28 protein-coding genes and 1 pseudogene are annotated in these 26,195 nt (G+C 43.1%); 27 read left to right on the top strand and 2 right to left on the bottom strand.

Annotation, left to right across the window (positions count from 1 at the left end):
- The 24 genes and pseudogenes from SM122_RS06390 to folK form a co-directional block, all read left to right on the top strand.
- A pseudogene (locus SM122_RS06390) lies at positions 1–628 on the top strand (DUF2726 domain-containing protein); the annotation flags it as partial.
- A 178-nt stretch (positions 629–806) separates the two neighbouring features.
- Positions 807–4,073 (top strand): phage tail tape measure protein, encoded by a 3,267-nt coding sequence (locus SM122_RS06385; protein ID WP_324737654.1) that lies wholly within the window; start codon positions 807–809, stop codon positions 4,071–4,073.
- On the top strand, positions 4,070–4,786 hold the full coding sequence (locus tag SM122_RS06380) for a distal tail protein Dit (RefSeq protein ID WP_324737655.1): 717 nt from the start codon (positions 4,070–4,072) through the stop codon (positions 4,784–4,786). Before SM122_RS06385 ends, SM122_RS06380 begins: the two co-directional genes overlap by 4 nt.
- Entirely contained in the window at positions 4,783–8,118 is a 3,336-nt protein-coding gene (locus SM122_RS06375; RefSeq protein ID WP_324737656.1) for a phage tail spike protein, read from the top strand. Before SM122_RS06380 ends, SM122_RS06375 begins: the two co-directional genes overlap by 4 nt.
- On the top strand, positions 8,118–8,312 hold the full coding sequence (locus SM122_RS06370; RefSeq protein WP_324737657.1) for a hypothetical protein: 195 nt from the start codon (positions 8,118–8,120) through the stop codon (positions 8,310–8,312). Before SM122_RS06375 ends, SM122_RS06370 begins: the two co-directional genes overlap by 1 nt.
- Positions 8,313–8,315: 3 nt before the next feature.
- Positions 8,316–8,921: a hypothetical protein gene (locus SM122_RS06365; RefSeq protein WP_324737658.1), complete on the top strand. Its 606-nt coding sequence runs from the start codon at positions 8,316–8,318 to the stop codon at positions 8,919–8,921.
- A gap of 30 nt (positions 8,922–8,951) precedes the next feature.
- Positions 8,952–9,353: a hypothetical protein gene (locus tag SM122_RS06360; protein ID WP_324737897.1), complete on the top strand. Its 402-nt coding sequence runs from the start codon at positions 8,952–8,954 to the stop codon at positions 9,351–9,353.
- 1 nt (position 9,354) lies between these two features.
- Positions 9,355–9,618 carry a phage holin gene (locus tag SM122_RS06355; RefSeq protein ID WP_324737896.1) on the top strand — a complete coding sequence of 88 codons (264 nt, stop codon included), beginning with the start codon at positions 9,355–9,357 and terminating at the stop codon, positions 9,616–9,618.
- Positions 9,619–9,635: 17 nt separating this feature from the next.
- Positions 9,636–10,388 (top strand): CHAP domain-containing protein, encoded by a 753-nt coding sequence (locus SM122_RS06350; RefSeq protein WP_324737895.1) that lies wholly within the window; start codon positions 9,636–9,638, stop codon positions 10,386–10,388.
- Between the two features lie 18 nt (positions 10,389–10,406).
- Entirely contained in the window at positions 10,407–10,823 is a 417-nt protein-coding gene (locus SM122_RS06345; RefSeq protein WP_324737894.1) for a hypothetical protein, read from the top strand.
- A 12-nt stretch (positions 10,824–10,835) separates the two neighbouring features.
- Positions 10,836–11,186, top strand: a complete 351-nt coding sequence (locus SM122_RS06340; protein WP_324737893.1) for a hypothetical protein — start codon at positions 10,836–10,838, stop codon at positions 11,184–11,186.
- Positions 11,187–11,197: 11 nt separating this feature from the next.
- Positions 11,198–12,082 (top strand): hypothetical protein, encoded by an 885-nt coding sequence (locus SM122_RS06335; protein ID WP_324737892.1) that lies wholly within the window; start codon positions 11,198–11,200, stop codon positions 12,080–12,082.
- Between the two features lie 890 nt (positions 12,083–12,972).
- Complete coding sequence (gene comGC / locus SM122_RS06330) at positions 12,973–13,242, top strand: competence type IV pilus major pilin ComGC (protein ID WP_049475017.1); 270 nt, start codon at positions 12,973–12,975, stop codon at positions 13,240–13,242.
- Positions 13,202–13,636 (top strand): competence type IV pilus minor pilin ComGD, encoded by a 435-nt coding sequence (gene comGD, locus SM122_RS06325; protein WP_173018791.1) that lies wholly within the window; start codon positions 13,202–13,204, stop codon positions 13,634–13,636. Before comGC ends, comGD begins: the two co-directional genes overlap by 41 nt.
- Positions 13,602–13,889, top strand: a complete 288-nt coding sequence (comGE, locus tag SM122_RS06320; RefSeq protein WP_003004353.1) for a competence type IV pilus minor pilin ComGE — start codon at positions 13,602–13,604, stop codon at positions 13,887–13,889. The genes comGD and comGE overlap by 35 nt, the downstream gene beginning before the upstream one ends.
- Positions 13,879–14,331 carry a competence type IV pilus minor pilin ComGF gene (gene comGF / locus SM122_RS06315; protein WP_195327212.1) on the top strand — a complete coding sequence of 151 codons (453 nt, stop codon included), beginning with the start codon at positions 13,879–13,881 and terminating at the stop codon, positions 14,329–14,331. Before comGE ends, comGF begins: the two co-directional genes overlap by 11 nt.
- Entirely contained in the window at positions 14,318–14,755 is a 438-nt protein-coding gene (gene comGG / locus SM122_RS06310) for a competence type IV pilus minor pilin ComGG (protein WP_229042376.1), read from the top strand. Before comGF ends, comGG begins: the two co-directional genes overlap by 14 nt.
- A 30-nt stretch (positions 14,756–14,785) precedes the next feature.
- Complete coding sequence (locus SM122_RS06305; protein WP_195327211.1) at positions 14,786–15,739, top strand: class I SAM-dependent methyltransferase; 954 nt, start codon at positions 14,786–14,788, stop codon at positions 15,737–15,739.
- Between the two features lie 51 nt (positions 15,740–15,790).
- Entirely contained in the window at positions 15,791–16,984 is a 1,194-nt protein-coding gene (locus SM122_RS06300) for an acetate kinase (protein WP_023919646.1), read from the top strand.
- Positions 16,985–17,056: 72 nt separating this feature from the next.
- Positions 17,057–17,788 carry a CPBP family intramembrane glutamic endopeptidase gene (locus SM122_RS06295; protein WP_195327210.1) on the top strand — a complete coding sequence of 244 codons (732 nt, stop codon included), beginning with the start codon at positions 17,057–17,059 and terminating at the stop codon, positions 17,786–17,788.
- Positions 17,789–17,950: 162 nt separating this feature from the next.
- A complete protein-coding gene (gene folP / locus SM122_RS06290) occupies positions 17,951–18,901 on the top strand; it encodes a dihydropteroate synthase (protein ID WP_155125028.1) in 951 nt (316 codons plus the stop codon).
- Positions 18,902–20,212 carry a bifunctional folylpolyglutamate synthase/dihydrofolate synthase gene (locus SM122_RS06285; protein ID WP_195327209.1) on the top strand — a complete coding sequence of 437 codons (1,311 nt, stop codon included), beginning with the start codon at positions 18,902–18,904 and terminating at the stop codon, positions 20,210–20,212. It begins immediately after the preceding gene.
- An 8-nt stretch (positions 20,213–20,220) separates the two neighbouring features.
- Complete coding sequence (gene folE, locus SM122_RS06280; RefSeq protein WP_195327208.1) at positions 20,221–20,775, top strand: GTP cyclohydrolase I FolE; 555 nt, start codon at positions 20,221–20,223, stop codon at positions 20,773–20,775.
- A gap of 25 nt (positions 20,776–20,800) precedes the next feature.
- Positions 20,801–21,610 carry a 2-amino-4-hydroxy-6-hydroxymethyldihydropteridine diphosphokinase gene (gene folK, locus SM122_RS06275; RefSeq protein WP_195327207.1) on the top strand — a complete coding sequence of 270 codons (810 nt, stop codon included), beginning with the start codon at positions 20,801–20,803 and terminating at the stop codon, positions 21,608–21,610.
- A 335-nt stretch (positions 21,611–21,945) separates the two neighbouring features.
- On the opposite strand, the gene SM122_RS06270 is transcribed toward folK, so the two are convergent.
- Positions 21,946–23,430, bottom strand: coding sequence for a DUF1846 domain-containing protein (locus SM122_RS06270; protein ID WP_021154294.1), 1,485 nt, complete (start codon positions 23,428–23,430; stop codon positions 21,946–21,948).
- A 244-nt stretch (positions 23,431–23,674) separates the two neighbouring features.
- Complete coding sequence (gene pepA / locus SM122_RS06265; RefSeq protein WP_014712788.1) at positions 23,675–24,739, bottom strand: glutamyl aminopeptidase; 1,065 nt, start codon at positions 24,737–24,739, stop codon at positions 23,675–23,677.
- Between the two features lie 142 nt (positions 24,740–24,881).
- Here pepA and SM122_RS06260 point away from each other — a divergent pair, with 142 nt between their 5' ends.
- From SM122_RS06260 to ytpR, 3 genes are read left to right on the top strand one after another with little or no spacing between them, the layout of a single operon-like run.
- Positions 24,882–25,172, top strand: a complete 291-nt coding sequence (locus SM122_RS06260; RefSeq protein ID WP_031572648.1) for a DUF4651 domain-containing protein — start codon at positions 24,882–24,884, stop codon at positions 25,170–25,172.
- Positions 25,169–25,486, top strand: a complete 318-nt coding sequence (locus SM122_RS06255; protein WP_324737890.1) for a thioredoxin family protein — start codon at positions 25,169–25,171, stop codon at positions 25,484–25,486. The genes SM122_RS06260 and SM122_RS06255 overlap by 4 nt, the downstream gene beginning before the upstream one ends.
- A 9-nt stretch (positions 25,487–25,495) precedes the next feature.
- Positions 25,496–26,122 (top strand): YtpR family tRNA-binding protein, encoded by a 627-nt coding sequence (ytpR, locus tag SM122_RS06250; protein ID WP_003009800.1) that lies wholly within the window; start codon positions 25,496–25,498, stop codon positions 26,120–26,122.
- The last annotated feature ends 73 nt before the right edge of the window (positions 26,123–26,195 follow it).

Here is a 26,195-nt window from a genome sequence, read left to right as displayed (position 1 = left end):
TAATAGGACTTACGAAGTAACTCCTGGGCATTTCTTAACAACTGGAAGGCGGTGTCCGTACTGCAAAGGCGGTATAAGAGTTAAGGACTACGACTTCAGCGAGGAAGTTAAGAAAGAAACAAATGGTGAGTATGAAGTATTGAGCGAATATACAAATAATCGCACACCTTTAAAAATGCTTCACAAAACTTGTGGAACACAATGGGAAATCAGACCATACAACTTCAAAAACGGCAAAAGGTGTCCTAATTGTAATCAAAGTCACGGTGAAAAAACCATCGAGTCGATTTTAAAAAAAAATAATATAAATTTTAAAATCCAGTGGAAAACCGCTGATTGTAAAAACATAAGAAGTTTACCTTTTGACTTTGCTATCTTTGAAAATAATAAAGTTATTCAACTGATAGAATTTCAAGGAGAGCAACATTATAGAGTTGTTGAATACTTTGGAGGAAAGAAAGGTTTTCTTTCCAGAGTTAGAAATGACAAAATAAAAAGAGATTATTGTGAAAAGAATAATATACCTTTATTAGTAATTGATTATCACGATAATATCGAAGAAAAAATAAACACTATGACAATCATGAGCCAAGCCTGTACGGAAACGGCAGGAAGGTGCAACGACTAGATAAAGTAATCTAAACAAAAAGCAATCTAATTTTAGGTTGCTTTTTTGCATGACGAAATATCCACGAGCGCTTAACACCTTAGCGAATAAAGTCGAAGGTGATGATATAGTCTGAACTTATAGGAAACTATGAGAAGTTAGGATAAAGAGCCTAACGATAACATAATTGGGAACTGCAATGACTCAGACCCTTACTGGTATTGGTAAAGCCGTGTCTGGTGTAGGTAAAGGAGCAAAAGAAAAACTTGAAGTTATCGCACAAACAGCAGGAATGACTGCGGAACAATTTTCTACCGCTTGGAAACAGAAACCAGCGGAAGCCTTGCAATCATTTATTAAAGGCTTACAACGCGCCCATGATGAAGGCAAGAATATGGATGGCATTCTTGATGAACTTGGAATGACAGGTATTCGTCAAGGGAATATGCTGAAATCTCTAGCTTCTGCATCAGACAAGATGAGTGAGGCAGTCAGTCGCTCTAATACCGCTTGGAAAGAAAATAACGCACTTACTAATGAAGCAAGTAAACGCTACGAAACCACAGAATCACAACTTAAAATTTTTAAGAATAAACTTACTGACATTGCTATTGAGTTTGGTGGTCCACTCTTAAAAGCGCTAAATAGTAGTTTGGACGCTGCTAAACCGTGGTTACAAACTCTATCAGACATGGCTAAGAAGTTTAGTGAAATGTCAACAGAGCAACAGCAAAGCATTTTAATGTGGGGTGCTTTTGCTGCTGCAATTGGCCCAGCGCTTAAAGTGTTGGGTACTGGCGCAAGTGTCATCAGTGTTTTTGCTAAAGGAATTGGTACAGTCGCTAGAGGAATTGGTAAATTTAGCGGTGTACTAAAATCTGTTTCTGAGGGTAATGGATTTATCAACAGCTTAAAAGGAATGGCTACTGGTATGACTGCTACTGGTACGGCTGCAGAGAGTGCTGCTGCAAGTACAGGATTGTGGAGTGCGGCGGTTGGCTTACTTGGTAATCCATTAACTTGGGGTGTAATCGCTGGTGGTGCTGCACTAATAGGCATCGGGATCATTGCGAAAGAAATGGCGGATGCCAACGAACGAACCCAAACGTGGGGTACGAGCGTAAGCAAACTCCAAGATCAAGAATTGTCACGTTTGAAATCCAAAGTCGATGAAGTGCATCAAGCTACAATCGGATTTGGTCAAGGTGGCGCACAAGCGGTTGAAAATGTACGTAAGAGTGTGCAAGGTCTTGCTGATGATATCCAAAAAGCGATCGACAAAGATCTTGAGAAAACTTTAAAAGGTCTTGAAAAAGTTGGTGCGAGTGAAACAATCCAAAAACGTGCTGTAGCGCAAGCAGAACAGCAAAAGAAAAACATCCAGTCGATGACAGATGAGATTGTGCAGATTTATCAAAACGCATCTGACCAACACAGAAAGATCACTCGCGAAGAACAAGCGATTATCTACGACTACGAAAACCAATTTATTGACAAGCAATTATCATTGCAGAAATATTCTGCCGATGAACGTACTGCAATTATGAAAGCCATGAATGGCCAGATTAGTGATCTAAATGAAACTCAACTACGCAAAGGTACAGGGGTTGTAGCTAAATGGCTCAAAGAGGAACAGAAGCTCTATGATGAGCAAGTGACTGCATTGAAAGATGCTCACGAAAAGGGGATTTATAGCCAGTCCGAATACAACAAGGAAATGGAAAAACTAAATGCCCAACACAAGTCCAAGATGGAAGCATTTGGCCGTGAGTATGCAGCATTGCAACAAGAATGGAGTAAAAAAGTCCCTCTTAATTTTGGCGATGATCGACAACGTCAATTGTACTTTGATCAAATGCGTAAGAGTTGGGCAGAGCTTGGACTTGACTACGACAAGATGATGGCCAAGGCAGACCAATTCGCCGACATCGTGGGTCGTTCGTCTGGTATGGTTGCTAAGAGCGTGCAAAATATGTCACAGGAGACCAAAGATGCCAACAACATCTGGAATGGATTAGTATTTGATCCTAAGACTGGACAAGTCAAGACCAATGCGCAAGAGGAAGTAACTAAAGCGCTCCAAGCTGAAAATGGCTGGGAGAATATGCAGTTTATCCTCAAGCACGCAAATCTTGAAACAAATGCTAAGATGACAATCGGACAAGCATTGGTCGAGGTTGGCAAGTGGGATAGCTTAACCCCACAAGAGAAAGAGTTAGTAGTCGGTAACAACCAAGGTATGAAAGCCGTCCTTGATAGTAAAACATTGCTGGAACAGTACAACGCTATGCCAGCGGAAGTCAAAGAACTCTTGATGAAGAACACTGACTTTCTCTCATCTGGTGAACGTGCTACAGCAATCATCGAACGCTGGAATACACTCACACCAGAGCAGAAAGAACTGATCTTAAAGGATGCTGCAAGTGATAAAGCCGAACGTGTACGACTAGCAGTCGACTCACTAACTGGTATGGCCCACGTAGTCAATTTGGATGCAGAAGATAAGACCAAGAGCGCTATCGCTAGTGCGATGTCTAGCATCTTAACGTTACCAACTGACCACAAGACGGATTTGATTGCAACTCCAGACGGTGTTACCCTTGGAACTAACCAAGCTATGGGCGCTTTGGGATTGTATAACGGATTCGCAGTACCTACAAAACCATTAACAGCAGACGCTTCTAATGCCGTTAATCAAGGACAGGCAGCAATCAACAAACAGCAAGAATGGAATAACACTCCATCTCCTGTAAAACCTATACAATCAGATGCAATGAATGCTGTGACAAATGCTCAGAGCGCTATCAACAAGCAGAATGAATGGAACGCAACTCCATCTCCTACAAAAATCATTTCTGCTGATAACGCTGGTGCAGTTATTGGAGCGCAAGTTGCTAAAGGTGCAATCGAATCTATCCCAACATCTTGGACCACTGTCATCACAACGATCACCAAATCAATTAAAGGACATGCCAGAGGAACAAACTACCACGAGGGTGGCCTTGCGATGGTCAATGACCAACGCGGTACGCTCTACAAAGAAATGGTCACACTACCGGACGGATCATCGTTTATCCCAGAGGGCCGTAACGTGATCCTTGATCTTCCAAGAGGTTCGAAAGTCATGCGCGCTGGTTTGACTAAAAACTTTATGCGTGAATTAGGTATACCGAACTTTGCAGACGGTGTAGGTTGGAAACGTTCGGAAGTTGCGAACGTTACACAACGAATTAAGAATGTTAACGAATGGAAACGGAATAATGAACAGCGTGATTTAGTACCGTTTATCCAAGAGTTGATTGACCAAGTTAAACGCGGTAACAATCGTGATGAACGACCAAACCAAAACTACACATTGAATGTGCATGGAAATAGCACTGGACAAGATTTGACACCAGAGTTCATGAAGCGCTTAATGCGTGAACTAGCATACTATACTAATCAGGAAGGAAGGGGATTAGCTTGACGACATTTACTTTCAACGGAAAGAAAAATACTGAATTCGGCTTAAAAGTAGCAGAAGGCAAGAAGATCACTACTTCCAGCCTTGATGTGGAGCGCGTGACAGTAGCAGGACGGGACGGTGATTTGCTCATCAGTAATAACCGTCTTAATTCTGCTGAGTTGAGTTTTCCAGTAAATTTTGTGAAAGAAAAGGGATTAATCGCCACAGATGTTTATAAAATATCTGAGTGGTTAAATGTGGCGGGCTACAAGGATTTAACGATCTCTTATGATCCAGATTTTATCTATCGTGCTGCCTACCTCGAAACATTTAGCATTGAGGAAACCATGCGCCAGTTTGGTAAAACGACCATTAATTTTGTGTGCTATCCTGTTAAATTTTATAAGCAAGGTCGTACCACGCAGAAACTAATGAATGGTGCTACCGTGAATGGTATGGGCAATGTCAACGCAAAACCTATCATCACACTTGTCGGATCGGGTGACTGTACACTTACTATTAATGGACGCAAGACTAAGTTGCGAGACGTACAAGGTAAGATAACACTTGATATGCAAGCAAATCAAGTATACAAAGATAATCTACCAGCGTGGGATAAAGTCGTTCGAAGCCCACAATTCCAAATGCCGTATCTTGACTATGGACGCAATTTGATTAGTTGGGACGGTAACTTTGAAGTGTTTATTATTCCAAATTGGGGGGTTAAGCTATGAGGCCTATACTATTCAATAAGAATGAACAATCATTTGATACGTATGGCCTTGGTGAGCTTAACGTTACCAAAGGGACTGTAACCCGTGAACGCAACGGAAATTATACGCTATATTCAGAAATTCCCACGAACGATCCAATGGTTGCAACCCTTGAGAAAGAAATGAAGCTCAAGGCTGACGCTGGACTGCGAACTAAAAACCAAACCTTTGAGATCTCGCGAATCGTAAAAGATAGCAGTAACATTGTTAAAATCTACGGTCAGCATATCAGTCATAAGCTGGAATACATGGGGCTAGTGAATGGCAGGCCCTTTAGTGGTTCTGCCTTTACTGCTCTCGCAATCTGGCACAATGCAACGATTGGTGATCTACGTTTTGATGTATGGTCGGATATCCAAACCACTGGAAAAGGCGTATTTGATATCTCTAAAATGGAGAATGCCCGTCTTGCCCTTGGTGGTGTAGAAGGTTCTATTTTAGACATCTATGGCGGTGAGTATGAGTTTGACAATACGACGGTCAGACTACATAAGCAGTTAGGTCGTACTGCTCCAACCGTGCTTGAATATGGTCGAAATATCTTATCGGCTGAATTAGATGAAACAATCGAGAGTGCATACACTAGCGTACTGCCTTTCGCGACTTACACACCAGACAAACCAGAGGGCGACACTAGCGATAACCAGCCTGATCCTGTTACCGTCACGCTTCCAGAGAATTATGTAGATAGTAAGTATAAGGCTCTCTACGCACATCGCAGAATTAAAGTCGTAGACTTCTCTAGCGAGTTTAAATCAGATAGTAAGAGTAAGGATATCCCAACTCCAGATAAGTTGCGTAAACTTGCTACGGATTATATGGAGCATAACGCAATCGGTAAGCCTAAGATCAACATCAAAATCGAGTATGCTGATTTAGCTAAAACACTTGATTATGCAGATAATGGCTGGATTGAAGAACTAGAACTATGCGACATCGTACCTATCTACTACCCACAGATTGGGCTTACGGACGAAACCGCGAAAGTAACGACTGTTACTTACGACTTTGTCAATGAGCGAAACGAGAGTGTAGAGTTTGGTGACATTGGTACAAATGTCCGTGCGACAATGCAGAGCGGACTCGCTGGCAAGGTTGATGATATTGCTAAAGCCCAGCAAGACTTTGAGAATAGCTTGCCAGATTATCTCTTAAATGCACAGGGAAATAAAGTTTGGTACAACAGACCAGATGACAAAGAACATAAAATCGGCGATATCTGGTTTGAAAAGAACGGTCTATATGACCGAATGTATGTCTGGAACGGTTCGCAATGGGAGAAGCGTATTGATACGGAAGATGTCGATAAGATTAAGAAAGAGGTTGATAAACAGCTTGAACAAGCCAAGCAGTCAACTGCTATCGAGATTGAAAAGGCAAACGCTAAAGCTCAAGAAGCTCTTATAAAAGCTGGAACGATTCCAGACACAGCTACATTATCAGATCGGATTAAAACGCTGATTTTAAACAGTCCAGATCTGAGCCGTAAGGTTACGGAAACATTTAACAATGCTGATAATGGGGATACGATCTATAGCAAGGTGTATTCCAAGGTAGCAAAGAATTTTGCATCACGAGATCAATTTGAAAATTTGGATCGCGCACAAAACGACCAAGGCCGTGATTTACTAACCCTTTCTAAAAAAATTGAAACGCAAACCGTAGAATTTAACAAGCTGACGGAAAGTAACAAACTCTATGAGCGTATCCTTGGCACGTCAGAAACAGGCGCACCAGACAAGCTCTCTCGCTTGGTTATGTCAAGTGAAATATTTCAAACCGAAGTTGGGAAGTATGTCACAGATGATAATAACTTGATCGTCAACTCAATGACAATGGCTACTAATACGCTTGTCGGGAACAACAATCCAAATGCAAGCGTATCTGTCACAGATGGTATTTTTACGATAAAGGCGCAAGGGCTTACTGATTATAACTGGACAGGGTTCACACTCCCGATTTACGTTCGCAAAATTTATAAAGGTGAAACATACACGCTAGGATTTAAATATCGTATTAGAGAGTATCCAGATGTATCATTTGCATTTAACATCAAAAACCACGGACTAAATAAAACCCTAACATGGTCTAATATCGGCGAGAATAGGCCACCACTAAACGAGTGGCAGGAGTTCCAAAAAACTTTTACCATGACGGAAGACTTTACTTTCGGAGAAGATAAAAACTATCCATTTTATATCTTTTTGTCTAAAAATGGTTGGATAGAATTTAAGGAACCTATTTTGGTCCGTGGGTCAAACACAGGGCCTTACAAACCAAGTCAATTTGATGACGCTTATAAGGCTAGCAATGAAGCGAAAGTACTTGCTAGCGACGCGCAAGCAAAAGCGATTCAAGTTGCACAAGGTACGGAAGCGGTCAGAACGCAAATGAGTCTGCTTGCGGGGTCTTGGGCGGTGCGTAACCTAAATAACAACGGTGACGTACTCAACTCTATCAACCTACTTGCTAACGGTACGAACCGAATAGATGGAAGTCTAACGCATATCACAGGTCAGACCAAGATTGATAATGCGGTGATTAAAGATGGTATGATCGCTAACTTAAACGCTGATAAAATTGTCGGTGGCACGATTGATGCTAGTCAAGTCAATGTGATTAACGTAAACGCAAGCAACGTACTAGCTGGTACGCTAACTGGTATGACCGTTCGAGGTGGTCGGATCGAAGGTCTAAATGGCAAGATGTATATTGACTTACAAAATAGTCAATATAACGTTTTAAACAACGAAGCCACAATCAGACGGATTGACGATACCAATTCCTCGCAATTTATTAAATTAACAAAGAGTGGATTTGTCGCAGAACGATTCAGAGATAGCAATGCTGCACTCATGGTTTTAGGCACGAATCACAACAAAGACCCTAAAGAGGTAGAACGGCATGATAATGAAACGTTCGCAGGTATTCGGCTTTGGTCTGGTAAAGGAAACGGCACGGAAGAAAGTCTTACTGAATTCGTGGGTGACCGTGTGTTGATTTATAACAATGGTCGATACCGCAGTCCTTGGAACTTCCACGGAAATACAAATGACGGGAATGCCTATCTAATACCAATGAACCAAAATGGTGTTAAACATTTTATTGGACGTGGTGACTTTTTCTTAGAGGGTATTTACTCACGGAAATTTTACATGAGTGGTGGTATTGATATCGGTGATTACATCTGGGACTTGCTCACTTGCTTTGGAGAAATGGCCAAAAACAATATGCTTGGTGGGGCTAAAACCCACATTACTGGTGTACTACGGAAACGAGGTTACAGAATTTAATGAACACAACAGACAAAATTATCAACGATGTCGCAGTCCAACTTGCGAATAAAATTATTGAGTGCGCTAATTATAAGGCGTACTACGAACAAACAAATGAATTGCTAACTAAATTTAACGATGTTTTAGCTAGTGACTCAGCACTCAAGGACCTCTTTGATGAGGCCTCTCAAAAATTAGAAGAAGGTAAATAGTATATGACATTTAAAGTAGTAAACAAATACTTACAAGAAACTAACAAAACATTCGTAGCAATTCGACAAGACGCACCATATACGGCTTTTGACCGCGTATTAATCGGTGACCGTACAAGCGAGTCAGACGATGCACTTATCGAGGCTGTATTAGGTCAGATCGCAACCGAATTTAACCCAGCGGATGGTGTCAAGAAATTACAAGAAGATTTGCACGTCCAAGCAGAAAGCTACGAGCAGAAACTAGCTGAGAAAGATACAAAAATCGCAGAAGTAAAAGCGGTAGCAGATTGGGCAGTATTGGCGCGGGTGACTGACACAGATAACCCATTAGATCCAACAATCTACAAGCGTGGTCTTGAATTGGTCGATCTTGGACAGTCTGGTAAAACCTACAAGTCACAAGAAATCTTTGCAATTGAAGATGCCACACACAATGCATTGTATGGTGAGGGTAACCGTGTGATGGTGCAAGTCAACAGTGACTTTACCTATAATGGCGAAACTATTGATCAGCTTGCAAGCCTTGAGCAAAACGGCAAGCTGGCAGTTTGGAAGTGGACGAAACCGAAAGAAAATACTGATTTAGAAACTCAACCACTGGCATAGAATTGAGGTGATTGAGTGACATTCTCTGATTTGATCGCACACCTCGCCCCGACTTTCGGAGTGATTGCTACTGGCTGGTTTGGGATGAAAGCTAGTAAATCTGCAAACTTAAACAAAGAACAGTTTAACGAATTAAAAGACGAACTAGGAACAATCCAACAGGCGGTAGAGACCGTTAAAGTTGTGGGTGAGGATAATAATAAGAAAATCAATGAAGTGAATGATAAGTTAGCCGTACATGATGAAGCGCATCTAGTCACAATGTATTTGAGGCTAGAGCGTGACATCTCTACGGCTATCAAGCGTGGATATACCACAGTCCACGAATCAGATATCATTCATAAGATGCATAAAAGTTATAAGAAATTGGGTGGCAACGGGTACATAGATGCCCTGTATAGTAAATATGTAAATTTAGAAGTGAGGAATTAATATGAATAAAATTAACTGGTCAGTACGTTTAAAAAATAAAAACTTTTGGCTTGCAATCGTTCCAGCGCTTGCATTGCTATTTCAAGCGTTTGCGGATATCTTTGGCATTAAGCTAGAGTTTGGACAAACCATTGATAAAATTTTAGTGTTTGTAAATGTACTCTTTGCGCTCCTTGTGTTGGTCGGTGTCGTAAACGACCCTACAACGACAGGACTTGGAGATAGCACACGGGCGCTTGGATATGAAGAACCTAACCAAGACTAATAAAAGGAGGTGGTCTTTTGACTACTCAAAGACAATTATTAGATACGTTAGACAGCGTAGTTAATCAACGCGTGACTGTCCCGACTAACCCTTACGGCGGCCAGTGCGTGGCTTTAATTGACAATATTCTGCAATACCAAGGATTGTACGATCTCAATTTTAGCTATTTAAACGCTATAAACGGTCTGGATAGGGCTTCTGCGCTGGGGCTTAAAGTAACATACTTTAACGGCTATAATAACCCTCCTGTCGGCTCTGTATTCGTTTCTGATTGCTCCCCATACCATTCATTCGGACACATCGGATTCGTGGTGGCAGAATACGCAGACGGAACGATCACAACTATCGAGCAGAATATAGACGGCAATGCAGACGCTCTATATAATGGCGGATGGGTTCGCAGAGTTCGCAGAAACTTATCAGATGATGGAACATTTAGTTATGTTGATTGGAATGCACCAAGTCAACGCATGGTGGGCTGGTTTGAGTTACCATTTACGGAAGAACCAACAGCACCACAACAAGCAAACACAAAGAAAAGAGGAAATGAAACAATGTTAGTTATGCGCAGTCATTCAGGTAAACAAGGATATTTTGGGGTGGTAGGAGATACAGTATTCGGTATCGGACACATTGAGACAGTTCAAAGTCTAATCAACGCAGGCGCTGCAGAAATCAGTATCCATGATGATGATTTCAACCGAATTATCGGACAACTCAACAGCGACTTAAAAATCCTTGGAGACATTGAAAAAAACACCAACTTGTAAAATTAAGGAGGTAGACAATTGAGATTAAACTCTACCAATCTAAAACAATTCGAGGGTGGCGATGTCGTTAAACAAGGCGATACAGCTTCCCTCTTTGGTTATGAGTTGCTAGATGAGAATTACAGTCCGGTAACAGAAATCGAAGGGCAGGAAGCTACGATCACGCTTGCCAACCGAAATGGCAAAACCAAGTTAACCAGTACAGTCACAGATCACAAGGTTAAATTTACGATTGGTAAAATCTTACCAGTTGGTATCTACCAAGTAGAGATCACTTGCGGTAACTATGTATTCCCATCTGATAAGTCAACGGTAATCAAAGTGACACAATCTGCAGAAGAGTATACCTCAGATAGTCTAGAAGAACTTCGGAAACGTGAGCAAGGCGAAGACCTACCAGACTTAACCGTACTATACAATCTAGCTAAAATTTGAAAGGACATATAAATGACTTTAAACACTGAAAAACTAACACAATTCGCTCAAGCCGTCGGTGCTGACGTAAAAGAAATCAAAACCACACTTGCAAGCAAGGCTGACAAGTCCGAAATCGGCCAAGGCGGAATTACACAGCAACAATTAGACACGGCTATCCAAGGGGTTAAAACAGCAATTCTTGGCGAGGGTGTGCCAGAAGAACTTGACACTCTCAAAGAAATCGCAGACCGTATTGCTAACGGTGCAGGATCAGCAGATCAGGCTATCGTGTCTAAAATGACAGAGCTTGGTCAAAAATTTACTGACTTGGAAAATACCGATTTTGCACAGATTTATAATACCGCTAAAAATACCCTCTAAGGAGGTGAAGCATGGATAAACTAAAACAAGTTATTCAGGCGATTGGGGTTGATATAGGTGTGCTTCAAGGACAACAGGCTTCATTTTTATCAACCTCTAAAGCATACGAACTATTTCCAACCTATACAACCTTGCAATCCCAGATGGCCAATAACATCAAAGACAAGCACCTTGAATTGGGTCTGGATGCATTGATTAATACAAAATTGGCAAATGGCGGTGATCCATTCGTAACACGCTCTAAAATCCCGACAATCGACACAAGCCAACTGGCCAGCAAAAACGATCTTGAGGAATTAAAGCGTTCGGTAGGATCTGGTGGCAGTGCTGGAACGGAATTAAAAGGTCAAGGCTTCCCGTATAATCTAAACGCTGACATCGGTACAATTTATACTGATACCACGGCTAAAAACGGAGCGGTGAAGTGGATCAAGAAAGGCTCCGGAACCGGCTCTAACGCTTGGTCGGTCTTGTTTGGAGATGTCAAAATTAAACCAAGAAATATCAACTCAAATCAAACTAATGCATATGTTGAGTTTAGACGTGTAAATTCCACGGTAGAGGTCGGTTTCGGTGGTCTATCGTGGGGTTGGTTTGGAATCGTGAGACGAGGTGCGCCCAGCTACGTTCCCCAAGGGTCGGACCGTGAGCGTAACGTGGTGATCTTAAATGTCGGTGGTATACCCGTCGGTTTTCGTGCCACTAGCTCAAAACTTGGTATTATGACAAATGACAAGGGAAAACGTTTGGGAACATTTTATTTAGGCGGGCCGGGTGACGGTAACCAGCTACGCTTACAATTCGATGATCCCGTACCTACTGATAGAGATATCGGAGATTTGCGGTTTACAAATATGTCGTATACCACGGACGACCCGTGGCCAGAAACTTTATAAGATGACAACAGCGGTAGCATTATGCTACCGTTTTTTTATTTGCTCTGAAACATTAAGAGATAGCAGTATATTTTAAAATGTGATATAATATACGTGAAATACGTATGGGATTTACTCATTCTAAAACCGCTAGCCCCAACTAGTGGTTTTGTCTGTTATAACGGCAATTTTTAAAAATGTCTATTACAACGGCAATTATGCTGTTATTTACTTGAAAAAAACGACTAACAGTGCTATAATAATTGTACACGGATTTTAAACAATCTACTGAATAACCAAGTGTAGATAGGGTGACACCTTGCTTGGATTGTATACATAATTCCCGTTACGCTCTCCGTGAGATATTGTGGAGGGATAAGTAATTCTCTTTTGAGTAATTGAAAGAGATCATGAAGTGTAAGAAGATTGAGGGTGTATGCAGTATAGAGGTTGTGCGTAATTAGACCATTATCAGACGGTGGCGGTGACAATAGACGCTTTCGGTGAAAGAATAATCTGGGTAGGCCTTGCGTAGCAGTAAGAACCGAACCAGAAATGCTAAATTAAACCGTTTTGCACTTGAGGCCAAGGGATTGGCCAATAACACCAAAGATAAGTACAAGTAGCCCAAAATGTGCAGACGATACATTAGAATGTATTAATGCTTAAAATATATTTCTGAATGTCGGGTGAAAGTTGGGCGTAACCAGTCGTGCCTAGTCATTTAATCGCTACGGAAGTTATAGGGTCGCTCCTTATGGCTCAGACCGTGGTAGGCTATCGGTCAATAAATTGCGTACAATCGAAGTAGAGCGAAGGCTCATTTAGTTGATTGTTTAAAGTTCGTGTCCTTGCATTTAGCAAGGTTTTTTATTTTTGTCCGAGTGACAAATTTACTTTCTTTGATTGAAATGTTAGTGGTCTTATTGATCATCAGTGTGCTCTTATTGCTCTTTGTGCCGAATTTGACCAAGCAAAAAGACTCCGTGAAAGAGACAGGAAATGCAGCGGTTGTGAAGGTGGTCGAAAGCCAGGCTGAATTGTACGAGCTCAATCATACCAATGACCAAGCCACTCTAGCAAAGCTGATTGCGGATGGAAATATTACCAACAAACAAGCAGAATCTTATCGTGCCTATTATGCGAAAAATAGTGGAGAAACTCGTGCGGTTGCAGATTAAGGCCTTCACCTTGGTGGAGACCCTTCTGACCTTGATGATCGTCAGTTTTATCTATCTGGGCTTATCGGGATCGATCAGGACGAGCTTTCAGCAGGTGGAAGAAAAAGTATTTTTTGCAGAGTTTGAACACCTCTATCAAGAAAGCCAAAAGATAGCCTTGGCAAGGCAAACGGAATTGGATGTTGAAGTGACTGCAAGGAAGATTCAAACGCCTTACCAGACGGTGGAGATTCCTGATTCTGTCATTTTGCAAGATCCTAAAACTATTCGTTTAGACCGAGCAGGTGGCAATTCATCCCTGGCCAATGTTCACTTTCAGACACAGAGAGGAGTGGTGACCTATCAACTGTCGCTTGGAAATGGGAAAATTAAAAAAAGCATCCGTTCCCGCTAGTATTCTCATAGAATCTTTGGTAGCCTTGGGTTTATTTGCCATGATTACGACCTTATTGTTAGGGGAGATCCGGCGTTCGCGCAAGGAGCGACTAGCGGATTTCAAAGAGGTAGAGGTCTTATCTGTCGCTCAAATGGCACTTCAGACAGGGCAAAATCATCTGGAGGCCAATGGTATTCAAGTTCAAGTCGAAAAAGATGCCGATCAACTCACGGTCTATCATCAAGGAAAGGTGGTACTGCATGTGGAATAAAGGTAAGGTCAAGGCCTTTACCCTGCTCGAAGCCTTGGTCGCTCTCTTGGTCCTTAGTGGGGGTGTGTTGGTCTTTCAAGGCTTGACTAAGCTCCTGCATGCTGAATTGGACTACCAAGCACACCAAAAGCAGGAGGAATGGATACTTTTTCAGCAACAATTGCAGGTGGAATTGGATCGGAGTCATTTTGAAAAAGTGGCGGACAACCATATCTACTTGATCCAGGATCAAAAACCAATTGCCATTGGCCAATCTAAAGGAGATGATATCCGAAAAACAGATGATAAGGGCAGGGGCTATCAGCCTATGATTTCAGGAGTTCACTCTAGCCAAATTTGGCAGGAGGGAGAGTTCCTTCATCTGCGTTTGAATTTTGAAGAAGGTCTAGAAAGGGAGTATGTCTACCATGTGGTACCAGCGATGCAAAATGAAAAAAGTTAAGGCTGGTGTCTTGCTTTACGCTCTCTTGATGGCAGCGATTTTTAGTCTCTTGCTTCAGTTTTACCTGCACCGTCAGGTTGCGGAAAGACGAATCTTAAAGACGAGTCAAGATCGCCTTCGGGCCTATGCTTTGGTGCAATTGGCTCTTGAAAAGAGAAAGAGTGATGAGAAGACATCAGAGATTCATTTAAAGTCTGGAACAGTTCAGCTAAAGAAAGACAACGGTTTTCTTCATGCCCAAGCTGAGATGAATGGCGAAAGTTATGAGTTTGTCCTTCCAGTAAGGGAAGAAAAAGAAAGCAAGAAGAGCCAAAAAGAAAAGAAGAAGACACAGAAAGATAAGGAGAAGGCAGGGAGCGAAACGCCTTCTGAAGAGACGCCAAACGAGACCAAGGAACCATCAGAAAATAGCGAAAAAGACTAATTTTTGGTATGATAGGGTGCGGAGGAAATCATGAATTTCGAAAAAATTGAACAAGCTTATACCTATCTATTAGAAAACACTCAAAGTATTCAAAATGAATTGTCGACCAACTTTTATGACGCCTTGATTGAACAAAATGCCATGTATTTGGATGGCAAGACGGATTTAGACATTGTTAAAAACAATAGCAAAAAATTAAAAGAACTAGGTTTAAGTAAGGAAGAATGGCGCAGAGCCTACCAATTCCTTTTTATGAAAGCTACTCAGACAGAGCCTTTACAAGCGAATCACCAGTTCACACCAGATGCGATTGGTTTTATCATTACATTTTTGATCGATCAGTTGGCCAAAGGCGACCAACTGGATGTCTTAGAAGTGGGGAGTGGAACCGGAAATCTCGCTGAGACTATTGTCAACAATAGCCGTCTCACGATTGATTACTTAGGATTGGAGGTAGATGATCTCTTGATTGATCTATCTGCTAGTATCGCAGATGTGATGGAATCCAGTGTTGTCTTTGCACAAGGCGATGCGGTGCGTCCGCAAGTGTTGAAAGAAAGTGACTTGATCGTTAGCGACTTACCAATTGGTTATTATCCAGATGATACGATTGCACAGCGCTATCAGGTGGCGAGCTCCGAAGGCCATACCTATGCCCATCACCTCATGATGGAACAGGCTCTGAAATATCTGAAACCTCAAGGAGTTGCCATCTTTTTAGCTCCAAATAACCTCTTGACGAGCCCTCAGAGTGATCTGTTGAAAGCTTGGCTAACAGACAAGGCCCAAATCCTTGCCATGCTGACCTTGCCAGAATCTCTTTTTTCAAATCCAGCCTATGCTAAGACGATTTTCGTCCTACGAAAACAAGAAGAAGAGTCTGTTCAGCCCTTTGTCTATCCGTTTACCGATCTCCAGGATCAAGACCAGGTGGTTCACTTTATGGAAAGTTTCCAAAACTGGTTAAAGGATAGTGAAATTTGATCAAAGATCTGATATAATAGAGGAAGTGAAAACGCTTAATGAGGTGAATATATGTCGAAAACAATTTCTATTAATGCAGGAAGCTCTAGTTTGAAATGGCAATTGTACCAAATGCCAGAGGAAACTGTTCTTGCAAAAGGGTTGATTGAACGGATCGGTTTGAAGGATTCTATTTCAACTGTTAAATTTGATGGACGCTCTGAAAAACAAGTATTAGATATCCAGGACCATACACAAGCTGTAAAAATTTTGTTGGATGATTTGATTCGTTTTGATATTATCAAATCTTACGATGAGATTACAGGTGTGGGCCACCGCGTCGTTGCTGGTGGAGAATACTTCAAGGATTCTGCCTTGGTAGATGACGAAGTCCTTCGAAAAGTAGAAGAATTGTCTTTGTTAGCACCTCTTCATAATCCTGCAAATGCAGCCGGAATTCGTGCCTTTAGAGAGATTTGTCCAAATATTACCAGTGTTGTGGTATTTGATACTTCTTTCCATACAACCATGCCGGAAAAAGCTTATCGTTACCCTCTTCCAACTAAATATTACACAGAAAATAAGGTCCGTAAGTACGGCGCTCATGGAACCAGTCATCAGTATGTAGCTGGTGAAGCTGCTAAACTTCTTGGAAAACCATTAGAAGAATTGAAATTGATCACCTGCCACGTTGGCAATGGTGTATCTGTTACAGCGGTTGACAAGGGAATCTCTGTGGATACCTCAATGGGCTTCACCCCTCTAGGTGGAGTCATGATGGGAACCCGTACAGGGGATCTCGATCCAGCGATTATTCCTTACTTGATGGAGCATACAGAGGATTTCAATAAGCCTGAAGATATTAGCCGTATCCTCAATCGTGAATCAGGTCTTCTGGGTGTTTCTGGATCTTCTAGCGACATGCGGGATATTCATACAGCGATGCATAATGGAGACGAAAAAGCCAAATTGGCTTACGATATCTTTATCGATCGTTTGCAAAAATACATCGGTCAATACTTGGCTGTTTTGAATGGTGCAGATGCCATCATCTTTACAGCAGGAATCGGTGAAAATGCAGTAAACGTTCGTTCTTCTATTATCAATGGCATCAGCTGGTTTGGCTGCAAGGTCGATCCTGAAAAGAACGTCTTTGGAGTTGTCGGAGACATTTCCACAGATGATTCCCGTGTGAAGGTATTGGTGATTCCAACTGATGAAGAGTTGGTGATTGCGCGTGACGTTGAACGTTTCAAAAATCAGTAAACTGAAATAAAGTGAGAAGGCTAGAGGCGAAAGCCCCAGTCTTCTTATTTTATACAAGAAAGAGGTTGTCCATTGAAAAATATACAGTCTTTTGTTCGAAAGCACCCATTTTGTAAGAATGCCCTCTGGCTCCTTCTTTTTGTGCCCTTGTTCTTTCTCTCGCAATTTCCCCTCATCACTATGGTTTATTCCCTTCAAGAAGGAGTAGATGCAAGGTGGATCACTGTCCTCACTCTCTTGGTGACAGTGGCGGTGCTCTTTGTTTTTTATAAGGTCATCAAAAAGAGCCCTCTGGAGAACTTAGATGTTCGGGTCATTACCTGGCCGGCTTTGGGGAGAAATTTTCTTTTTCTTCTCTTATTGATGGCTAATAACCTGCTCGCCTATCCCTTGTTGAAACAAGAGGCAGGTGGTACAACGGCAAACCAAGCGGCTCTGAATGAACTGCAATCTCATGCTCCTTTTCTTGCTATGGGCATGGTCGTGATCCTTGTTGCTCCGATTCTAGAAGAGCTGCTCTGTCGGGCCATCATCCCTCGTTTGATCTTTCGAGGAGCAGAACCGATCGGTTACTTAGCCGGTGCTCTCTTTTTTACTTATTTGCATGGACCGAGCGCCTTGGGGGAATGGGTAGCCTACGGAGGTATGTCTTTGATCTTAACTTGGGTGGCTTATCGCTACCAGCGGATCGAGTACAGTATTTGCCTCCATATGACCTTGAATGCGCTAGCTTATTATTATCCTGCTGTATTCCTCCTTTGTTTATTGCCGGTATCGAGAGTTTTCTTCCATGATAAATTATGATAAAATGGTAGGTACCAATGAGTTTTGATGCAGAACCATCCTACAGAAGGTCAGATAAAATCAGAAATCCGTATGGAGAGTAGACTCAAGGGTTTAGAACACTTGTTCTAGCCTCTTTTGTTCGCAAGCATGCTGTAGGAAGGGAATCGAAGGAGAACGAAAATGATTGATAATAAATGGCTGAGTGGCCAAGGGACCCTTCTTTGTGGGATCTTAAATGTCACTCCGGATTCATTTTCTGATGGCGGTAAGTATACGAGTCTGGATGCAGCCTTGCAGCAGGCGAGAAAACTGATCCAAGAAGGAGCTCAGATCCTCGATATCGGGGGAGAATCAACCAGACCAGGTAGTCATTATGTAGAGATCCAAGAAGAGATTGACCGCGTGGTTCCAGTAATTAAAGCCATTCGGAAAGAAAGTGATGTCTTGATTTCAGTGGATACCTGGAAGTCCCAGGTGGCGGCGGCGGCGCTCGAAGCTGGGGCTGATATTGTCAACGATATTACGGGTTTTCTTGGAGATCCTAAGATGGCTGCTGTCGTCGCGGAGCATGAAGCGAGCGCAGTTCTCATGTTTAATCCAGTGATGGCAAGACCGCATCATCCAAGTTCCACTATCTTTCCAAGTTTTGGTTTCGAACCAGTCTTTTCAGAGCAAGAGCTTCAACAGATGGCTCAAGAACCGATTCAAGACTTGATGTGGACCTTCTTTGACCGCTCGCTTGCGGTAGCGAAAGCAGCTGGTGTCCAGACGGATCGTATTATGTTGGACCCTGGGATCGGCTTTGGTTTGACCAAGCGTGAGAACTTACTCTTATTACAAGAACTTGAGACGATTCACCAAAAGGGGTATCCGATCTTTCTAGGGGTCTCCCGCAAACGCTTTGTGGTCAACATTATTGAGGAAGCTGGATTTGAGACAGATCCTGCAACGGAGACTGGTTTTTGGAATCGGGACCTGGCTTCGAGCCATTTGACGAGTATTGCAGCCAGTCAAGGAGTCGAAGTGGTGCGGGTGCATGATATTCCCCTACACAAGATGGCAGCCAGTCTGGGACAAGCCATTTTCCAAGCCCAAGAGGCAGCAGATACCAATTTAAAACAATACAAGTAAATGAAGACGAAAGAACATCAGTTGGATCTTCGTTGGCTAGAAGCCTATCGTTCGCAGGATCCACATTTTGGCTTGGAGCGCATGGAAGCTCTCTTGGCTTTGAGAGAAAATCCTCACCTAGACTGTCGGGTCATTCATGTTGCGGGGACTAATGGCAAGGGCTCTACCATTGCTACCTTGTCCCAACTCTTGAGGCAGGCAGGTTTACGCATTGGAGTCTTTACCTCTCCTTATCTGATCCACTACAATGACCAGATCACCATTAATGGCGAAGCCATTTCCGATCAAGACCTGCAAACCTATCTGGATAGCTACCAACAGCTCTTGGAAGCTGAAGAATCAAGAGACATCTTTCAAGGTTTGACGGAATTTGAAGTGATGACGGCGATCGCCTATGATTATTTTGCTCATGAGGAGCTGGATTATGTGATTATGGAAGTCGGTATGGGGGGGCGACTAGACAGTACCAACATCTGCCAGCCCGTTCTGACCGCGATCACTTCGATTGGCTTGGATCATGTTGCCCTTCTTGGGCCAGATCTGGCTTCCATTGCCCGTGAAAAGGCAGGCATCATTAAGCCAGGAATTCCTCTGGTTCTAGGGAAATTAGAAGCAGAAGCCAGCCAAGTCATTGAAGGTATTGCGATTCAGAAGCAGGCACCGATAACAGCCTATGACAGAGATTACCAAGTTGAGCTAGAAGCCTCTTGTCTATCAGGCCAATCATTTTCTTATCACAGTTCTAAAAGAGAAAAAGCCTCTTATCAAGTAGCGCTCTTAGGTCATCACCAGGCCAGAAATGCAGCTCTTGCGATCAGTATCTGTGATGTACTTTTTGAAAGAGAAGGGCGTGAACTCTTGTCAAGAGAGTTAGTGGATGAGGCCTTGCATCAAGTCGTCTGGCCTGGCCGGATGGAAGTGGTCTCGCAAAATCCCATGATCTTGCTAGATGGGGCCCATAACCCCCACGCCGTTGCGCCTTTAATCGCAAGTCTTCGGGAACTGTTCCCAGGCCAAAAAAAGACCATTCTTTTTACCTGCATCCGGACCAAAGCCTTAGAAGAGATGCTCATTCAGTGGCAGGAACTAGAAAATAGTCGCTTGATCCTCACGACTTTTGAAGATCCAAGAGCCTATTCTCAAGAAGAGATAAGAGCTGCTGCGAAAAACCATCAGCTTGAGGAAGTTAACTGGCAAGAGTTTCTACAAAACTGGCAAGCTGAAGGCGATGAGCTCCTCATTGTAACGGGGTCGCTCTACTTCCTTAGTCAGGTACGACCTTATTTATTAAAAACAGAAAAATCCAACTAGGAGATGATATGGATACAAAGAAAATTGAAGAAGCAGTGAAAATGATCATCGAGGCAGTCGGTGAAGATGAGAACCGTGAGGGACTTCAGGAAACGCCGACCCGCATTGCCAAGATGTACCAAGAAATCTTTGCAGGACTAGGGCAGACAGCAGAAGAGCACCTGTCTAAATCATTTGAAATCATTGATAACAATATGGTGGTCGAGAAGGATATCTTCTTCCATTCCATGTGTGAGCATCACTTTTTGCCATTTTATGGAAAAGTGCACATTGCCTACATTCCAAATGGCCGTGTGGCTGGGCTTTCAAAACTGGCTCGTACGGTCGAGGTTTACGCTAAAAAACCACAGATTCAGGAACGTTTGACGGTAGAAATCGCAGATGCCTTGATGGAATATCTTGGAGCACAAGGAGCACTTGTCTGGGTAGAAGCAGAGCATATGTGTATGAACATGCGTGGTGTCCGTAAACCTGGGACCGCTACAGTGACAACTGCAGCGCGTGGACTGCTTGCGACAGATAAAAACTTAAAAAATGAAGCCTATAAACTCATGGGCCACTAATGGCTGGCTATAAGAGGTGAACAGAGTGGATCAATTACGGATCAAGGACTTAGAGGTATACGCCTATCATGGTGTTTTTCCAGCAGAAAAAGAATTAGGACAACGCTTTGTCCTAGACCTATGGGTAGATTATGAGATGACTCGTGCTGCCCGCACAGGTGATTTGGAAGCTTCAATCCATTATGGGATCTTGGCGGAACAGTTGACCGAGTGGATGCAGGCAGAAAAGATCGATCTGATTGAAACAGTGGCCTTTCAGTTGGTTCAAAAGATTTTCGAAAGCTATGCCTTTGTAGAAAAAGTTCGTCTGGAGTTGAAAAAGCCCTGGGCTCCTGTTCCCTTGCCATTAGAGACTTGTTCTGTGACAATCGAACGGGAGAAAAAACGGGCCTTTATTGGGCTTGGCACCAATATGGGAGATAAACAACTGCAACTAGAGACGGCGCTAGAAAAACTCAAGGATCGAGGCATTCGCCTTCTTCAGACATCCACAAGGATTGAAACAGAACCTTGGGGAGGAGTGGAGCAGGACACCTTTTTGAATCAGGTGGCAGAGGTTGAAACTTGGATGACCCCAGAGGATTTATTAGAGACCTTACTGGTCATTGAGCAGGAAATGGGGCGTGTCCGTGAGGTCAAGTGGGGGCCACGTGTGATCGATCTAGATCTGCTCTATATGGGGGACACCATTTGTTACAGTCCTAGCTTAATCTTGCCACATCCTTATGTGGCAGAACGTGCCTTTGTCCTAGAATCTTTGAATGAAATTGCTCCTCATTTTGTGGACCCTGTTCAAAGAAAGCCCATTCGCCAATTATGGGATGCTGTCAAATAGTTTCTCTTCTTTGCATTATAAAAAAACAATCCCTCGAGCAGGGATTGTTGAGAGCGTAGATAAACGAATCTTTAATAGAATCTAATCAATTCTTTAAAAATTATACTCGTTATAGTTATTCAGTCATCTAATGAAACTTTCCGCCGTGAGAAAAGTGCCTGAAACAATACCGTTTCAGGCACTCGGAATTATTGAGACCTTAGGCTCAATAATTAGTCATGGAACTTCGTAGAAGTTCGCTGACGTCCGTACTCACCTAAGGAAAGTTTTTTAAGAAGACTTTGTCTTCAATCTGAACAATTCCTAAAACAGGGATTGTTTTTGTTTGTCTGAGTTTATTTACGATACAAACGATCGTACTGGTAGACAGGGTCCATGGTGACGTTGATACCGAGCTTGCGAAGGACATTCTTGTCTTCGTCTGTCAGCATTACGGTTGAGTGGGCTTCACTGCCTTTCAACTTGCCTAATTCTTGCATAGCAAGCTTAGCGTCTTCATTGGTCATAGCTGTAATGGCTAGGGCAATGAGGATCTCGTTTGAGTGAAGACGAGGGTTACGGCTACCCAAATGATTGATCTTCAAGCCTTGGATAGGTTGGACGTATTCTGGCTCGATTAATTTGGTTTCTTTATCAATATGTGCCAATTTCTTGATCGCATTGATCAAGAGGGCTGCGGTTGGGCCAAAGAGATCAGAGGTTTTTCCGGTTACCATCTCGCCGTTTGGTAATTCAAGGGCCAAGGCTGGCTCACCTGTTTCTTCTTCTTTTTGGCGGGCAAGCACGGTCACTTTCCGATCATTTGGAGTAATCCCCAAATCATTCATCAAGAGCTCGATCTTCTTGACAGCTCCTTCACCGACACGCTCTGCTTTAACATCCAAAATGGTTTGGTAATAGCGACGGATGATTTCTTGTTGGGAAGCTTCAATCGCAGCGTCATTGTCCACAATGGCAAAGCCAACCATGTTGACGCCCATGTCTGTTGGAGAAGCGTAAGGAGAGGTTCCTAAGATGCGTTCCAACATGCGCTTCAAGACAGGGAAGATTTCGATATCGCGGTTGTAGTTGACCGTTGTTTCCCCGTAGGTTTGGAGGTGGAAAGGATCGATCATATTGACATCGTCTAGATCTGCAGTCGCTGCTTCATAAGCCAAGTTAACTGGGTGGTGCAAAGGAAGATTCCATACTGGGAAGGTTTCAAACTTAGCATAACCGGATTTGATCCCATTTAATTGGTCATGGTACATATTGGACATACACGTTGCCAGCTTACCAGAACCAGGGCCAGGAGCTGTCACAACGACCAAATTGCGACTAGTTTTGATGTAGTCGTTTTTCCCCATCCCTTCAGGAGAGATGATGTGGTCCATATCAGTCGGATAGCCCTTGATCGGATAGTGTAGATAAGAGGCGATCCCGCTCTTGTCCAGTTGTTTGCGAAAGGCATCTGCTGCAGCTTGTCCAGCATATTGGGTGATGACGACAGAGCCTACAAAGATCCCCAATTCATTGAATTTGTCGATCAAACGCAGTACTTCTTGGTCATAAGAAATTCCTAGATCCCCACGGGCTTTTGAGTGCTCAATGTTGTTGGCGTTGATGGCAATGACAATTTCCACCTGGTCGCGCAATTCTTGTAGCAGCTTGATCTTATTGTCTGGTTCGTATCCAGGGAGGACACGAGCAGCGTGAAAGTCTTCTAACATCTTACCACCAAATTCAAGGTAGAGCTTGCCATCGAATTGGTTGATCCGCTCAATAATGTGGTCACGTTGCAAGTTCAAATACTTTTCAGAACTAAAAGCTTGTTTTTTCATGTAAAACTCCTGTATATAAGGGAAGGGTCTGCCACACGAATCCAAGGATGAGTGTTCCGTTCCCTACCATTTCATTCTTTCATATTATATCAGAAAACAGATGGAAGATAAAATATTCTAAGATACTTTCCTAAGGAGAGTGCGGATGCCAAGGGACTCAATGGTGACTCACGCTGGAAAGTTTCAAAGAGAACTTTGTTTTTCCTCTAAAAAAGCCCCTTACGGGGCTTCAGATCGATGCTACTTAATAGTGCTTGATCAAATCAACTGTAGAGCGATCCAATTTCTTAACCAATGCTTGCAAGAAGGCTTGCGCTTGTAAGAAATCATCCATGGCATAGAGGGTTTGGTGAGAGTGGATGTAACGTGCACAGACACCAATGGTGGTTGATGGGACTCCACCATTCTTCAAGTGTGCTGCACCTGCATCGGTACCACCTTTGGCACAATAGTATTGGAATTTGATGCCTGCTTCTTCAGCAGTAGTGAGCAAGAAATCTTTCATATTTGGTAGCATGATGTGACCTGGATCGTAGAAGCGAAGCAGTGTTCCTTCCCCAATCGCACCTTGGTCTCCAAAGACATCGGCTGCTGGCGAACAGTCTACCGCAAGGAAGATTTCAGGATCAAATTTAGTAGTTGAAGTGTGAGCTCCACGAAGTCCCACTTCTTCTTGAACGTTGGCCCCTACATAGAGTTCGTTGTTTAAGGCTTGTCCAGAAAGGCTCTTAGCCAATTCGCTGACCATCAAGACGCCGTAGCGGTTATCCCATGCTTTGGAGATGACGTTTTTACCATTAGCAGTGAGAATCGCAGAGCTGTCTGGGACCAAAGTATCTCCAGGACGGACCCCATAGCTTTCAGCTTCGGCTTTAGAGCTAAAGCCTGCATCAAAGACGATGTCGCTAATGGCAGGTACGGTTGGTCCACCTGTTCCACGTGTCAAATGAGGAGGAACAGATCCTGAAATAGCAGGGTATTCACGTCCGTCGCGTGTAAAGAGTTTGAAGCGTTGGCTGCTGACGACCATCGGATTCCAACCTCCGATTGGGACAACACGGAAAGTTCCGTCAGCTTTGATTTCGCTGATCATAAAACCAACTTCGTCCATGTGGGCAGCTACTAAGATACGAGGAGCATCGGCAGCTGTTGAATGTTTGACCCCAAAGATCCCACCGAGACCATCTGTCACGATTTCGTCCACATGAGGGGTCAATTGTTGGCGCAAATAATCCCGTACAGGAGCTTCATGACCTGAGATAGCAGGGATTTCAGTTACTTCTTTGATTTTAGAAAATAAATCAGTCATAGGTTACCTTCTTTCTGATGCTATTTTAACACTTTTTCTACAAGGATGGTAGCGTTATTATGGAAATCAATCTCAAAAAGCAGAGGGAGAGATCCAGCCTAGACCGTTGTCCCTCTGCTTATTTTGTGTTACAATAGGCACTATGAAAGCTAAAAAAATTATTTTGTCTAGTCTGGCTGTAGCAAGTGCAGGAGCTCTTGCGGCCGGTGTTTATAAAATCGCCAAAGATCAAAAGCGTCTCCGTACCCAAGAAGAGTTGGTAGCAGAAGTACGGGAGCAAATGGAAGCCATGGGGACGATTGCGACTCTGTATGTGGAACTCTACGAGTCTAGTGAAGAGCGCTTAGTAGGTGGTGTCATTTTTGAAGATGAGCGCCATTACCGCTTTATCTACGAGGACGGTCTCTTGCATTACGAAGAGGAAAAACTATGATTATACCAAATTCTCTAGAAGAAATTGCTTCATATGTAGAGCAAGATGGCAAGAAAGTGTTTGTCTTTTCAGCCGACTGGTGTGGGGATTGTCGTTACCTCAAGCCTTTTTTGCCGGAGATTGAAGCTGAAAATCCCGAATTTACCTTTATCTTGATTGACCGAGATGCCTATATGGATCTGGCGAAAGTCTGGGATGTTTATGGGATCCCAAGTTTGGTGGTTCTGGAAAAGGATAAGGAAATCGGTCGGTTTGTCAATCGGGATCGAAAAACCAAGGCGCAGCTTACAGCATTCTTAGCAGGATTAAAATAGGAGAAAAACATGATTGTAACATACAACAAAGAACAAGTCGGCGATGTCTTGATGCTGACCTTGAAAAATAGTGGAGAAGCAAAGCTCGCGGTGGAGAGAAAAGGAAAAGTGGCTCGCGTTTACCGTGAGGACAAGCAAGAAACCGTTGCCTGGAATATTTTTGATGCCTCATCTTTCTTCGCCATCGAAGGCAAGGGCCAAGTCTTTTTGACAGATGAGCAAGTAGCTCGTTTGAATCAAGAATTGGAAAGAGAAGGCTTCGCAGAACGTTTGGTCAATGATCGGGAACCAAAATTTGTGGTGGGAGAAATCCTTGAAATGGTAGCCCATCCAGATAGTGACCACTTGAATATCTGCCAAGTAGCAGTTGGACCAGATAAGACGGTTCAGATCGTAGCTGGAGCTCCAAATGCGCGAGTGGGTCTCAAGACCATTGTCGCTCTTCCAGGTGCCATGATGCCGGATGGTAGCTTGATTTTCCCAGGGGCCCTTCGTGGAGAAAAAAGCTATGGGATGATGTGCAGTCCGCGCGAATTGCACTTGCCAAATGCTCCTCAAAAACGAGGCATTATTGAATTGGATGACGCAGAAGTAGCAGGGACACCTTTTGATCCTGCTCGTCACTGGCACGAATAAAGAGAAGAATCTAGGATGTTTTGGATCCTAGATTTTTTTGATTTTGGTTTGTCACCTCCATTTTTTGAAATTT

This window comes from Streptococcus gingivalis, from assembly GCF_035544715.1.
Classification (GTDB): Bacteria; Bacillota; Bacilli; order Lactobacillales; family Streptococcaceae; genus Streptococcus; species Streptococcus gingivalis.
This window is presented reverse-complemented; position numbering and strand designations above follow the sequence as displayed.

Bases quoted from the DNA above. Each gene is read 5' to 3' on its own strand.
- SM122_RS06385 (WP_324737654.1), top strand. From the start codon at position 807: ATGACTCAGACCCTTACTGGTATTGGTAAAGCCGTGTCTGGTGTAGGT.
- SM122_RS06375 (WP_324737656.1), top strand. From the start codon at position 4,783: ATGAGGCCTATACTATTCAATAAGAATGAACAATCATTTGATACGTAT.
- SM122_RS06370 (WP_324737657.1), top strand. From the start codon at position 8,118: ATGAACACAACAGACAAAATTATCAACGATGTCGCAGTCCAACTTGCG.
- SM122_RS06365 (WP_324737658.1), top strand. From the start codon at position 8,316: ATGACATTTAAAGTAGTAAACAAATACTTACAAGAAACTAACAAAACA.
- SM122_RS06355 (WP_324737896.1), top strand. From the start codon at position 9,355: ATGAATAAAATTAACTGGTCAGTACGTTTAAAAAATAAAAACTTTTGG.
- SM122_RS06340 (WP_324737893.1), top strand. From the start codon at position 10,836: ATGACTTTAAACACTGAAAAACTAACACAATTCGCTCAAGCCGTCGGT.
- SM122_RS06335 (WP_324737892.1), top strand. From the start codon at position 11,198: ATGGATAAACTAAAACAAGTTATTCAGGCGATTGGGGTTGATATAGGT.
- comGC (WP_049475017.1), top strand. From the start codon at position 12,973: ATGTTAGTGGTCTTATTGATCATCAGTGTGCTCTTATTGCTCTTTGTG.
- comGD (WP_173018791.1), top strand. From the start codon at position 13,202: ATGCGAAAAATAGTGGAGAAACTCGTGCGGTTGCAGATTAAGGCCTTC.
- comGE (WP_003004353.1), top strand. From the start codon at position 13,602: ATGGGAAAATTAAAAAAAGCATCCGTTCCCGCTAGTATTCTCATAGAA.
- comGF (WP_195327212.1), top strand. From the start codon at position 13,879: ATGTGGAATAAAGGTAAGGTCAAGGCCTTTACCCTGCTCGAAGCCTTG.
- comGG (WP_229042376.1), top strand. From the start codon at position 14,318: ATGAAAAAAGTTAAGGCTGGTGTCTTGCTTTACGCTCTCTTGATGGCA.
- SM122_RS06305 (WP_195327211.1), top strand. From the start codon at position 14,786: ATGAATTTCGAAAAAATTGAACAAGCTTATACCTATCTATTAGAAAAC.
- SM122_RS06300 (WP_023919646.1), top strand. From the start codon at position 15,791: ATGTCGAAAACAATTTCTATTAATGCAGGAAGCTCTAGTTTGAAATGG.
- folP (WP_155125028.1), top strand. From the start codon at position 17,951: ATGATTGATAATAAATGGCTGAGTGGCCAAGGGACCCTTCTTTGTGGG.
- SM122_RS06285 (WP_195327209.1), top strand. From the start codon at position 18,902: ATGAAGACGAAAGAACATCAGTTGGATCTTCGTTGGCTAGAAGCCTAT.
- folE (WP_195327208.1), top strand. From the start codon at position 20,221: ATGGATACAAAGAAAATTGAAGAAGCAGTGAAAATGATCATCGAGGCA.
- SM122_RS06270 (WP_021154294.1), bottom strand. From the start codon at position 23,430: ATGAAAAAACAAGCTTTTAGTTCTGAAAAGTATTTGAACTTGCAACGT.
- pepA (WP_014712788.1), bottom strand. From the start codon at position 24,739: ATGACTGATTTATTTTCTAAAATCAAAGAAGTAACTGAAATCCCTGCT.
- SM122_RS06260 (WP_031572648.1), top strand. From the start codon at position 24,882: ATGAAAGCTAAAAAAATTATTTTGTCTAGTCTGGCTGTAGCAAGTGCA.
- SM122_RS06255 (WP_324737890.1), top strand. From the start codon at position 25,169: ATGATTATACCAAATTCTCTAGAAGAAATTGCTTCATATGTAGAGCAA.
- ytpR (WP_003009800.1), top strand. From the start codon at position 25,496: ATGATTGTAACATACAACAAAGAACAAGTCGGCGATGTCTTGATGCTG.